Origin of the sequence: Microbacterium sp. RURRCA19A (assembly GCF_900156455.1) — a bacterium.
Lineage (GTDB): Bacteria > Actinomycetota > Actinomycetes > Actinomycetales > Microbacteriaceae > Microbacterium.
Genome location: NZ_FTNQ01000002.1, coordinates 41,146 through 52,765 on the forward strand (window position 1 = coordinate 41,146; position 11,620 = coordinate 52,765).

8 protein-coding genes are annotated in these 11,620 nt (G+C 71.6%); 4 read left to right on the forward strand and 4 right to left on the reverse strand.

Features of this window, described 5'->3' with window-relative positions; translation table 11 throughout:
- Positions 1–10: 10 nt before the first annotated feature.
- The 4 genes from BW982_RS18495 to BW982_RS08215 all read left to right on the forward strand — a co-directional run bounded on the left by BW982_RS18495 (position 11) and on the right by BW982_RS08215 (position 4,521).
- Positions 11–946, forward strand: coding sequence for an amidohydrolase family protein (locus BW982_RS18495; protein ID WP_076492083.1), 936 nt, complete (start codon positions 11–13; stop codon positions 944–946).
- A complete protein-coding gene (locus BW982_RS08205) occupies positions 936–2,174 on the forward strand; it encodes a kynureninase (protein WP_076492085.1) in 1,239 nt (412 codons plus the stop codon). Before BW982_RS18495 ends, BW982_RS08205 begins: the two co-directional genes overlap by 11 nt.
- 44 nt (positions 2,175–2,218) lie before the next feature.
- Complete coding sequence (locus tag BW982_RS08210) at positions 2,219–3,964, forward strand: cation:proton antiporter (RefSeq protein ID WP_076492087.1); 1,746 nt, start codon at positions 2,219–2,221, stop codon at positions 3,962–3,964.
- Between the two features lie 83 nt (positions 3,965–4,047).
- Complete coding sequence (locus BW982_RS08215; protein WP_076492089.1) at positions 4,048–4,521, forward strand: dehydrogenase; 474 nt, start codon at positions 4,048–4,050, stop codon at positions 4,519–4,521.
- A 12-nt stretch (positions 4,522–4,533) separates the two neighbouring features.
- Here the strand turns inward: BW982_RS08215 and BW982_RS08220 are convergent, their stop codons facing one another.
- From BW982_RS08220 to BW982_RS08235, 4 genes are all read right to left on the reverse strand, one after another.
- Positions 4,534–6,879, reverse strand: coding sequence for an ATP-binding cassette domain-containing protein (locus tag BW982_RS08220; RefSeq protein WP_076492091.1), 2,346 nt, complete (start codon positions 6,877–6,879; stop codon positions 4,534–4,536).
- A 252-nt stretch (positions 6,880–7,131) separates the two neighbouring features.
- Entirely contained in the window at positions 7,132–8,670 is a 1,539-nt protein-coding gene (locus BW982_RS08225; RefSeq protein ID WP_076492093.1) for a DEAD/DEAH box helicase, read from the reverse strand.
- A gap of 184 nt (positions 8,671–8,854) precedes the next feature.
- The gene (locus BW982_RS08230; RefSeq protein WP_076492095.1) at positions 8,855–9,427 is read right to left on the reverse strand and encodes a DNA-3-methyladenine glycosylase I; all 573 of its coding nucleotides are present in this window, start codon (positions 9,425–9,427) and stop codon (positions 8,855–8,857) included.
- A gap of 74 nt (positions 9,428–9,501) precedes the next feature.
- Positions 9,502–11,604 (reverse strand): acyl-CoA dehydrogenase family protein, encoded by a 2,103-nt coding sequence (locus BW982_RS08235; protein WP_076492097.1) that lies wholly within the window; start codon positions 11,602–11,604, stop codon positions 9,502–9,504.
- Positions 11,605–11,620: the final 16 nt, after the last annotated feature.

Here is an 11,620-nt window from a genome sequence, read left to right on the forward strand (position 1 = left end):
CCCGCGCCCGATGCTCGCCGCCGCGTGGCCTGTCCGCCGACGCGCGACCGGTGAGACCGGAACGGCGCTTCCCGCGTTCGTCGACCACCACGTCCACGCCCACCTGGTCGACCTCTCCGCGCTGCCGGGGCGGGGGATCGCCGGTGTCCTCGACCTCGGGGGCGACCCGGCGGCACTCGCGCGCCTCGCGCCGGGTCTTCCGAGGGTGACCTTCGCCGGCGCCTTCCTCACCGCGCCGGGCGGGTACCCCGGTGGACGTTCCTGGGCTCCGGATGCGATCGTGCACACGGTCTCGAACGCCTCGCGGCATCCCGGCGAACCGGGCGGCGCCCGCACCGCGGTGGACGCGCAGGCCGATGCCGGCGCCTCCGTGATCAAGGTCGCCCTGAACGCCGACGCCGGCCCTGTGCCGTCGGACGAGGTCCTCACCGCGATCCTCGCCGCGGCGCGGGAACGCGGCCTGCCCGTCGTCGCGCACGCGCAGGGCACCGGGCAGGTCGAGCGGGCGATCGACGTCGGTGTGGAGGCGCTCGCCCACACGCCGTTCGACGGCGCCCCGTCCCGGCGGCTGACGGCGCGCGCCGCGGAGAGCGGACAGGTGTGGATCTCGACGCTCGACATCCACCGCGGCGCCGCCCGCACCCGCGCGGTGCATCACCTGGCCGGCTTCGCGGCGCGCGGGGGCCGCGTGCTCTACGGCACCGACCTCGGCAACGGCCCGCTCCCCCTCGGCGTCAACCGCCGCGAGCTCCTGGCGCTGCAGGACGCCGGCATCCGCGGCGATGCCCTCGTGGCATCCCTCACCGACCCCTGGCCCGCCCGCTCGGGCCCCGACGGTGTCCGCACGTTCGTGGCGGGCCCCGCACCCGCCGACCCCGACGACATCGCGACGTGGTTGTCGCACGCGGTCGTCGTCCCGACCGAGGAGCTCAGCCGTGTCGACTGAACCGTTCACCGCCGAGGCCCGCGCCCTGGACGCCGCGGATCCCCTGTCGACGCACCGCGCGGCGTTCGTCGGAGCCGAGACATCGCTGGTCTACTTCGACGGCAACTCGCTCGGACGGCCGCCGCGCGTCACGGCGGATCGACTCGCCGACTTCGTCACCACGGAGTGGGGTGGGCGCCTCATCCGCGGGTGGGACGAGTCCTGGATGGATCTGCCGTTCCACATCGGCGATCGGGTGGGACGACTGGCCCTGGGGGCCGCCGCGGGCCAGACCGTCATCGGCGACTCCACCACCGTCCTGCTGTACAAACTGCTGCGGGCGGCCCTCGCCGAACGCTCTTCGTCCGACCCGGACCGCGTGGAGATCGTCGTGGGCCGGGACGACTTCCCCACCGATCGGTATCTCGTCGAGGGCATCGCCGCGGAACGCGGTGCGCGCGTCGTGTGGATCGACGTCGACACCGCGCGCGGAGTGGATGCCGACCTGCTCCGCGCCGCGGTCGGCCCCCGCACCGCTGTCGTTCTGCTCAGCCACGTGTCCTACCGCTCGGGATATCTCGCGGATGCCGAACACCTCACCCGCATCGCGCACGACGCGGGCGCGCTCGTGCTGTGGGACCTCTGCCACTCGGCGGGTTCCGTCCCGATCGCGCTCGACGCGTGGGGGGTCGATCTCGCGGTCGGCTGCACGTACAAATACCTCAACGGCGGCCCCGGGGCGCCCGCGTTCGCCTACGTCGCCACGCGGCACCAGGGAGCGCTCGCTCAGCCGATCCAAGGCTGGATGGGCGCGGCCGACGTCTTCGCGATGGGACCGGAGTACCACCCGGCCGACGGCATGCGGCGTTTCCTGTCGGGAACGCCTCCGGTGCTCGCGATGCTCGCGATGCGCGACACGCTCGACCTGATCGAGGACGCCGGTATCGCCGCGATCCGCGCGAAGTCGGTGGCCCTGACCGAATTCGCGATACGAGTGGGGGATGGCATCCTGAGCCCGCTCGGTGTGACCCTGGCCTCGCCACGGGACCCCGCGGAACGCGGCGGACACGTGACACTGTCCCACCCGACGATGCGGGCGGTCACGGCGCGACTGTGGCAGCAGGACGTGATCCCCGACTACCGCGACCCCGACGGCCTGCGGATCGGACTGGCCCCGCTCTCGACCAGCTTCACCGAAACCCTCACGGGACTGGGGGCGGTCGCCGACGCCGTGCGCGCCGAGAGCTGACGCGCGCGTCGTCATCGGGACGGTCGCGGCGCTAGCCTCGGAGCGTGGTCGACCCCCTTCTCATCGTCGTCGGCGGGATCGTGGTGATCTCGCTCGTCACCGTGATCGCTCCGCGCTTCAACGTCGCCGGTCCGCTGGTCCTCATGGCCATCGGGCTCGGCGTGAGCCTGCTGCCGTTCGTCCCGGCGTTCGCCGTCCCGCCCGAGGTGATCCTCATCGGCGTGCTGCCCCCGCTGCTCTACTCGGCGGCGGTGCAGCTGCCGGCCATCGAGTTCCGCCGCGACTTCGCGCCGATCGCCGGCCTCTCGGTGCTGCTGGTCGTGCTGAGCGCGCTCGGGCTCGGCCTGTTCTTCACGGCGGTCATTCCCGGCATGGGGCTCGCGCTCGGCGTGGCATTGGGCGCGATCCTGAGTCCGACGGATGCCGTGGCCACCTCGATCGCGAAGCGTCTCGGAATCGCGCCCCGCGTGGTGACGCTGCTCGAGGGCGAGAGTCTGCTGAACGATGCGACCGCGCTCGTGCTCCTGCGCACGGCCGTGGCGGCCGTGGCATCCGGGTTCGCCTTCGGCGACGCCGTCGCCAACTTCGCCTGGGGTGTGCTGCTGGCGCTCGCGCTGGGCGCGCTCGTCGGATGGGGCAACCTGCGGGTCCGCGAGCGCGTGACCAACCCGGCGGCCAACACCGCGCTGAGCTTCACCGTTCCCTTCATCGCCTACCTCCCGACCGAGCATCTCGGCGGCTCGGGTCTCGTCGCCGCCGTGGTCGCGGGCATCGTGACGGGCCAGGGCGCCGCCCGGCGCTTCACCCCGGAACAGCGGGTCAGCGACCGGGTCAACTGGCGCACGATCGAGTTGATCCTCGAGGGCGGCGTCTTCCTGGTCTTCGGCCTCGAGCTGAAGGACATCGTCGGCGCGAACCTCAAGGAGCATGAGGGCCTCTGGTACGGCACGTGGCTCGCCCTCTCCGCGCTCGGCATCGCCCTCGGGGTTCGCGCCCTGTACGTCGCCGGTCTGATCTGGCTCCAGGGCCGGCGGAGTCGGCGGCACCCGCGGCACCGCGAACGCGCCGAACGCATCGGCGAACCCGTCGATCAGCTGGAGGAGGCGTACCGCGCCGATCCCGAAGCCTTCGCCGGACGCGTGTCCGATCCGGCGCGCACGAAGCGGCGATTCTCGTGGGTGCGCCGACGGGTCACGCGCACCGTCGCCGATCTCGACTACTACCGCGACAGTCCCCTCGGCTGGCGCCACGGCGTGATCATCGTGTGGGCGGGGATGCGCGGTGTGGTGACCCTCGCCGCCGCCCAGACGCTCCCGAGCGAGGGCGTCACGGACCGCCCGCTCCTCATCTTCGTCGCCTTCCTCGTGGCGCTGTTCAGCCTGCTCCTGCAGGGGCTGACCCTCGCGGCGGTGGTCCGCGGCGTCGGTCTCTCGGAGGAGGGAGGGGAGGGCCCCACGCGGGAGGAACAGCACTCCCTGGATGCCGAGCTGCGCCAGGCCGCGGTGGCCGCCGTCACGTCGGGCACGCTCGCGCGCCGCAACGGCGAGCCGTTCCCCGCGGATCTCGTCGAGCGCGCCGGCGCACGACTGACCCGCCCGCCGGACGACGACGTCACCGCGCGGGCGCGCGACCTGTTGGAGTTGCGGCTCGCCTCGATCGACGCGATGCGCCAGGAACTCAACCGCATCAGTCACGACGGGCGCTACAGCACCGCGGCGCTCCGTCACGCCCTCGCCGAGCTCGACGCCGACCAGCTGAGCCTCGAACTGCGCATCGACGGCGAAGACTAGGGCGGCACCCGCCTGCCGGCCGGGATCGTGCGGCCTCACCGGTGCGGGCTGCGACGTGCGGCAGAATGGAGGTGGAGGTGCCCATGAGCGATCCGATCCCGACGTCGACGTCATCGGCCGACGCCACGAGCGCCGCCGTCCCCGTCGCCCACACCGCGGCCGACTGCCCGCAGTGCTTCACCGAGATGCAGGGCGACGGCACGTGGTGGCGTGCACGTCCCGCCGGATCGCGCCTGGTCGGACTGGTCGTCTCGCGTGCCGGCCTTCCCTCCGTCGTGCAACAGCGCGACGACCTGACCCGGTTCGGCGTCCCCATCGAGGGATTCCGCCACCCGGCGCCCGAGACGCTCGAAGACTGGGCGGCCCGCCTCGACCGCTTCTTCCTCACGCTGACCCGCGGCGACGTCCTCGTCGTCACGACCGTCGAAGCGCTCGGGGTCTCGCGCACCGACGCGTCCCGCGCCGTGGCGGAGTTGCGTCAGCGCGGCGTCATCGTGAAGGTGCTCGCCCACGGCGACCGACACCTGCACACCGCGACGGTCGCTCCCCCGGCCTGAGCGCCGCAGCCCTCAGGCCCCGACGTAGCGCGCGAGGTGCTCGCCCGTGAGCGTCGAACGGGCGGCGACGAGGTCGGCCGGTGTCCCCTCGAACACGATGGACCCGCCGTCGCGTCCCGCGCCCGGGCCGATGTCGATGATCCAATCGGCGTGCGCCATGACGGCCTGATGGTGCTCGATCACGACGACGGTGTTGCCGGCATCCACGAGCGAATCGAGCAGCGCGAGAAGAGTGTCGACGTCGGTGAGGTGCAGACCGGTCGTCGGCTCGTCGAGCACGTACACTGCTCCCCTCTTGGCCATCGAGATCGCCAGTTTCAGGCGCTGGCGCTCCCCGCCCGACAGGGTGTTGAGCGACTGGCCGAGGGTGATGTACCCGAGGCCGACGTCGATCAGCCGCCCCAGCACCGCGACGGCCGCGCCCGTGGTGAGGAACGCCGACGCCTCGGCGATCGACATCTGCAGCACCTCGGCGATGTTCTTGCCGTGGAGGGTGTACTCGAGCACCTCGTCGGCGAAGCCCGTGCCCGCACAGAGTTCGCAGACGGTCTCGACCGTGGACTGGAAGCCGAGCTGCGTGACGATCACGCCCAGCCCGTTGCACGCGGCGCACGCCCCCTCGGAGTTCGCGCTGAAGAGCGCGGGCTTGACGCCGTTCGCCTTCGCGAACGCGGAGCGCACGGCATCCAGGATCCCGGTGTAGGTCGCGGGGCTGCTGCGTCGCGATCCCTTGATGGGCGACTGATCGACGACGACGACGTCGTCGAACACGGGGAGGTTGCCGTGGATCAGGGACGACTTGCCCGATCCCGCGACCCCGGTCACGACGGTCAGGATGCCGAGGGGGACGTCGACGTCGACGTTCTTCAGGTTGTGCTGCGACGCCCCGCGGACGGACATCGCGCCGGTCCTCGCGCGGACCGAGGGCTTGAGCCGCGCCCGATGGTCGAGGAACCGACCGGTCAGCGTGGCGGACGCGCGGAGCCCCGCGACGTCCCCCTCGTACTGGACCGTTCCACCGTCGCGTCCCGCGCGCGGACCCAGGTCGACCACGTGGTCGGCGATCTCGATGACCTCGGGCTTGTGCTCGACCACGAGGACGGTGTTGCCCTTGTCACGCAGCTGCCGGAGGGTGTCGTTCATCCGCTGGATGTCGTGCGGGTGCAGCCCCGCGGTCGGTTCGTCGAAGACGTAGGTGATGTCGGTCAGGCTCGACCCGAGATGACGGATCATCTTCGTGCGCTGCGCCTCGCCGCCCGAGAGCGTGCCACTCGCACGGTCGAGGGAGAGGTAGCCGAGGCCGATGTGCACGAAAGCGTCGAGGGTGTCACGGAGTCCGTCGACGATCGGGGCGACGGACGGATCGTCGACGGTGCGCACCCAGGCGGCGAGGTCGGTGATCTGCATCGCCGCGGCATCCGCGATGTTGACCCCGGCGATACGCGACGAACGCGCGCCCTCGTTGAGCCGCGTGCCGTCGCACGCGGGGCACGGCACGAACGTCACCGCGCGATCGACGAAGGCGCGGATGTGCGGCTGCAGACCGTCGCGGTCTTTCTGCAGCATGCTCTTCGTGATCTTCGGGACGAGACCCTCGTACGTCATGTTGGTGCTGGCGATCCGCACCTTCTGCTGCTCGCCGTACAGGAAGAGCCGTCGCTGCTCCGGGGTGAAGTCGCGCACCGGGGTGTCGCCGTCGAAGAAGCCCGCCTCGGCGAAGACGCGCACCATCCACCCGTCGGCGGTGTACCCGGGCACGAGGATCGCTCCGTCGTTGAGCGAGAGCGACTCGTCGACGATCTGCGTCAGATCGATGTCGCTCACCTGGCCGAGACCCTCGCAGTCGGGACACATCCCGCCCGTGATCTCGAACGACCGCCGCTCCCTCTGGCCCTTGCGCGCCCCCGTCGCGATCGTCACCGCTCCGGCGCCCGAGAGGGACGGGACGTTGAAGGAGAACGCCTGCGACGAACCGACGTGGGGCCGGCCGAGCCGACTGAACAGCACGCGCAGCATCGCGTGCACGTCCGTCGCCGTGCCGACGGTCGAACGGGAGTTGGGCGCCATGCGCTCCTGATCCACGCGGATCGTCGCGCTGAGGTTCTCGAGCGCATCGACCTCGGGACGCGAGGGCTGCCCCATGAACTGCTGGACGAACGTCGGATACGTGTCGTTGATCAACCGCTGCGACTCGGCGGCGATCGTGCCGAACACCAGAGACGACTTGCCCGACCCGCTCACGCCCGTGAACACCGTCAATCGCCGCTTGGGCACGTCGACATCGACGTTCTTGAGGTTGTTCTCACGCGCACCGCGCACGCGGATCACGTCATGGGCGTCGGCGGGGGCATCGGTCATGGCGGCCTCCTCGGCTGGGTCGCCCCTCAGTGTGCCCGAGACCTCCGACATGCGCGACCGGAACGGCGCCGGTGTCCGGCGTCCGTGGTCCCTCCTGCGGAGTTCGTACCGGACACGCCGAGGCACGGCATCCCGAACCGGCGTGTCGCCCACGAACTCCGCACGACGGCGGCGGCGGCCGCGCACGCGGGGAAAGCGCCGCAGAGACGACGTCGCCCCGCGGACGGATCCGCGGGGCGACGAGCAGCGGGGTCAGCCCTGGGCGCGACGGTTCGTGCGCGGGGCGCGGCCGACGACCATGCCCGTCGTGGGAGCACCGGATGCCGAGCGTCCGGCGCCCTGCGGACGGGCGGTGTTCGCGCCGCCACGGGCGTTGCCGCCGCCCTGACCGCGGCCCGAACCCGAGCGCTGGCCCTGACGTGCGGGCTGCGCCGCGTCGGCCGCGGGGGCGGACTGGCCGGCACCGCGACCGCGGCGACGGCGTCCCTCGCCGGGAGCGGACGTGCGGGGAGCGGCATCCGTGGATCCCTGGCCGCGGGCCGCGCGCTTGCGCTGCGCGTTGGCACCCTGCGAGCGCCCACCGCCCTGGGGCTGAGCGACGATCGGCTCGGGCTTGACGTACGGGGCGACCTCGCCGACGAGCGCGACGACCTCGGGCGAGGCCGAGGTGACGGGCTGCGGGGTGACGTCGATCTTCGCCTTGCGCAGGATGTCGAGGGTGTCGCGACGCTGCTCGGGCAGCATGATCGTGACGACGTCGCCGGCCGAACCCGCGCGCGCCGTGCGGCCCGAACGGTGCAGGTACGCCTTGTGCTCGACGGGCGGGTCGACGTGGACCACGAGCTCGACACCGTCGACGTGCACGCCACGGGCCGCGACGTCGGTCGCGACGAGCACCTTGGCGCGGCCCTCGCCGAACGCCGCGAGGTTGCGGTCGCGGGCCGGCTGCGACAGGTTGCCGTGCAGATCGACCGACGGGATGCCGGCGGCCGTCAGCGCCTTCGCGAGCTTCTTCGCCTGGTGCTTGGTGCGCATGAAGAGGATGCGGCGAGCGGTGCCCGAGGCGAGCGTCTCGACGAGCTGCTTCTTGGCATCCGCGTCCGCGGGGACGAAGACGTGGTGCGTCATCGCGGCGACGTGCGAGTGGGCCTCGTCGACGGAGTGCAGCACCTCGTTGCGGAGGAAGCGCTTCACGAGCTTGTCCACGCCGTTGTCGAGGGTCGCCGAGAAGAGCAGGCGCTGTCCGTCGGCGGGCGTCCGCGAGAGCAGACGGGTGACGCCCGGCAGGAAGCCCAGGTCGGCCATGTGGTCGGCCTCGTCGAGAACGGTGATCTCCACGGCATCGAGGCTCGCGAATCCCTGACCGATCAGGTCTTCCAGGCGGCCGGGGCACGCGACGAGGATGTCGACACCGGCGGCCAGCGCGTCGACCTGGCGCTTCTGGTTCACGCCGCCGTAGACGGTGGTCGTGGTCAGGTCGTAGGCGGCGGCGAGGGGCTTGATGACCTCGTCGATCTGGTTCGCGAGCTCACGCGTGGGGGCGAGCACGAGGGCGCGGGGCTTGCGGCCGCGGCGACGGTCGCTCTTCGCCGCGAGGCGCGCGACGAGCGGGAGCGAGAAGGCGAGGGTCTTGCCCGAGCCCGTCTTGCCGCGCCCGAGCACGTCGCGCCCGGCGAGGGTGTCGGGGAGGGTGTCGGCCTGGATCGGGAAGGGCTCGTTCTTGCCCTGCTCGGCGAGCACGGCGATGAGCGGCGCGGGCACGCCGAGGTCGGTGAAAGTCTGGGACGTCATGAAGTCTCCTGCCGGCGCGCACGCACGCACGGCGGTTCGGGATGCCGCGATACTGCGGCTGCAATGGGCGAAGGCGCCGGGTGGCGCATCCGTTCGCCGTGAAGGTCAAAGGCCCACGCTGGGGGGCAGGTGCGTTCGACGACGCGGGGAGCGAGAGCTCCGGACACCAGTCTAGCGGGTGCGGTCAGGCCACCGCTCGCCAGCACCCGGCGACGTGGTCGTCGACCATGCCCGAGGACTGCATGAGCGCGTACATGGTGGTGGGGCCGACGAAGCGGAATCCGCGGCGGCGGAGCTCCTTGCTCATCGCCTCGGACTCGGGCGTCACCGCCGGGACTCCCGCGAACGTCGACGGAGGCGTGTGCGCGGCGGGCGCGAACGACCACAGCAGCGCGTCGAGCTCCCCCTCGGCCATGCCGGCGACGATCGTGGCGTTGCCGATCACGGCCTCGATCTTCCCGCGGTGGCGGATGATCCCGGCATCCAGGAGCAGGCGCTCGACGTCGTCGGGCCCGAACGCCGCCACGACCGACGGCTCGAACCCGTGGAACACCTCGCGGAAGCGGGGCCGCTTGCGCAGGATCGTGATCCACGAGAGGCCCGCCTGGAAGCCCTCGAGGCTCATCTTCTCGAACAGCGGCCGATCGCCCCGCAGCTCGGTGCCCCACTCCTCGTCGTGGTACCGGCGGTACTCGGCGTCGTCACCGACCCACCCGCACCGGGTGACGCCGTCGGAAGCGGTGAGGAGGTCGATCATGCGCCCAGGGTAGACGGAACCCCGGACATGGCGGCGGGCGGCAGTCGTCGTGACCACCGCCCGCCGCCCGGGCCCTACTTGGCGGGCTTCTTCTCCGGAACCGGAGCGTTGCCCGCGGCGCGCAGCGCCGCGTAGTACGACGCCGCCTCGTTCTGCCGGTCGTCCTCGACGCCCGTCGCGATCGAGGCGCGGATGTGCTCGGGGCCGTAGCCGAAGGCATCCACCAGGTCCTGTGCGTGGGGACGCAGCCGCACGCACAGCCGGTCGATGTAGCTCGACACCGCCGCCGCGCGCTGCGTCGACAGACGTCCGTTGATCAGGTACCAGGCGAGGTGCTTCTCGATGAGCTGCAGGCCGAACAGGTCGCGCAGCCACGTCAGCACCTGGCGGGTGTCGTCGCCGCCGACACGGTTGATGGCGTCGGTGAACGCCTCCCACTGCAGCAGCTCGCCGTGCGCCCGCGCGGCCTCGATCAGCTCGGCCTGGTTCTCGTTGAAGAGCGCCGCCGCGTCTTCGCGGGACAGCTTGGATGCCGGACGCAGGCGCCCCGCGATGTCGGCGATCATCTGCTGCACGCGGTCGGCGAGCAGTTCGTGCTGCTGCTGAGCACGCAGACCGTTCTCGACCGACCGCGCGGTCGACCCGCGGTCGGCGACGGCCTGCCCGAGCTGACGGAGACCGGCGCCGTGGAACAGCTTCCCGGCGGTCTGCCCCACCGCGAACGCGGCGAGGGCCTTGGCATCCTTGCCCTTGAACTGTCGCGCGTAGTCGGCGAGAAGGCGCTTGCCGACGAGCTGGAGCAGGACGTTGTTGTCACCCTCGAACGTCACGTAGATGTCGAGGTCGGCGCGCAGGCCCACCAACCGGTTCTCGAAGAGGAAGCCCTGACCGCCGCACGCCTCACGCGACTCCTGCAAGGTGTCCAGCGCGTGCCACGTCGACAGGGGCTTCAGCGCGGCGGCGAGGGTCTCGAGGTCTTCGCGGTCGGCGTCCGTGTCGAGGCGACCGCTGAACACGCCGTCGAACTTCTGCAGGAACTCGTCGTGCGCGAAGATCTCGGCGTACGTGGTCGCCAGGCGCGGCAGGAGGCGACGCTGATGCTTGCCGTAGTCGAGGAGAGTGACCTCGGGGGTTCCGCTGCCCGAATCGAACTGGCGCCGCTGGTTGCCGTAGGTGATCGCGATGGTCAGGCCGATGGCCGACGCCCACGCGGCCGCGCCGTCGAGGGACACGCGCCCCTGGACCAGGGTGCCGAGCATCGTGAAGAACCGACGGCCGGGGCTCGCGATGTCGCTGGAGTACGTGCCGTCGGCGGCGACATCGCCGTAGCGGTTGAGCAGGTTCTCGCGGGGCACGCGGACCTGGTCGAAGTGCAGACGACCGTTGTCGATGCCGTTCAGGCCGCCCTTGAGACCGTCATCCTCGCCGCCGATGCCGGGGAGGAAGCGGCCCTCGTCGTCGCGGAGCGGAACGTAGAAGCAGTGCACGCCGTGGTTGACGCCGTTCGTGATGAGCTGCGCGAACACCGTCGCCGCCTTGCCGTGGAGGGCGGCGTTGCCGAGGTAGTCCTTCCACGCACCGCGGAACGGGGTGTGGATGACGAACTCTTCGGTGTCGGGGTCGTACGTCGCGGTCGTTCCGATGGCGGCCACATCGGAGCCGTGGCCGGTCTCGGTCATGGCGAAGGCGCCCGGGATCTCGAGACTCATGATGCCGGGCAGCCACTTCTCGTGGTGCTTCTCGGTGCCCAGCTGCAGCACGGCCGAACCGAATAGGCCCCACTGGACGCCCGACTTGATCTGCAGGCTAGGGTCGGCCGCGACGAGCTCTTCGAAGCCGGCGATGTTCGCGCCGTTGTTCTCTTCGCCCCCGAACCGCTTCGGGAAGGCACGGTGCACGGCCTTGCGCGCGACGAGCTCGTGCAGCTGGCCGAGGGTGCGCTCGCGGTGCGCGTCCATGCCGAGACTGTCGTCCCGCCAGAAGATCGGGTCCTTCAGCATCGCGCGCGCCTCGCGGCGCGTGTCGGCCCACGTCCCGAGCAGCAGGTCGGTGACCCGCTCGATGTCGATGCGGCTCTCCGCGGCCTCGGCGGCGGAGTGCGCGGCGGTGGGCGCACCCCCGACGGGAGTGCGCGTGCTCGTGGCGGGCGTGGTGGGACGGACGGCGGCGTCGGTCATTTCGGCACCTTTCGAC

Excerpts from the sequence above, each read along its gene's own strand:
- BW982_RS08220 (WP_076492091.1), bottom strand. The coding sequence starts at position 6,879 with ATGACCGATGCCCCCGCCGACGCCCATGACGTGATCCGCGTGCGCGGT.
- BW982_RS18495 (WP_076492083.1), top strand. The coding sequence starts at position 11 with ATGCTCGCCGCCGCGTGGCCTGTCCGCCGACGCGCGACCGGTGAGACC.
- BW982_RS08225 (WP_076492093.1), bottom strand. The coding sequence starts at position 8,670 with ATGACGTCCCAGACTTTCACCGACCTCGGCGTGCCCGCGCCGCTCATC.
- BW982_RS08235 (WP_076492097.1), bottom strand. The coding sequence starts at position 11,604 with ATGACCGACGCCGCCGTCCGTCCCACCACGCCCGCCACGAGCACGCGC.
- BW982_RS08230 (WP_076492095.1), bottom strand. The coding sequence starts at position 9,427 with ATGATCGACCTCCTCACCGCTTCCGACGGCGTCACCCGGTGCGGGTGG.
- BW982_RS08215 (WP_076492089.1), top strand. The coding sequence starts at position 4,048 with ATGAGCGATCCGATCCCGACGTCGACGTCATCGGCCGACGCCACGAGC.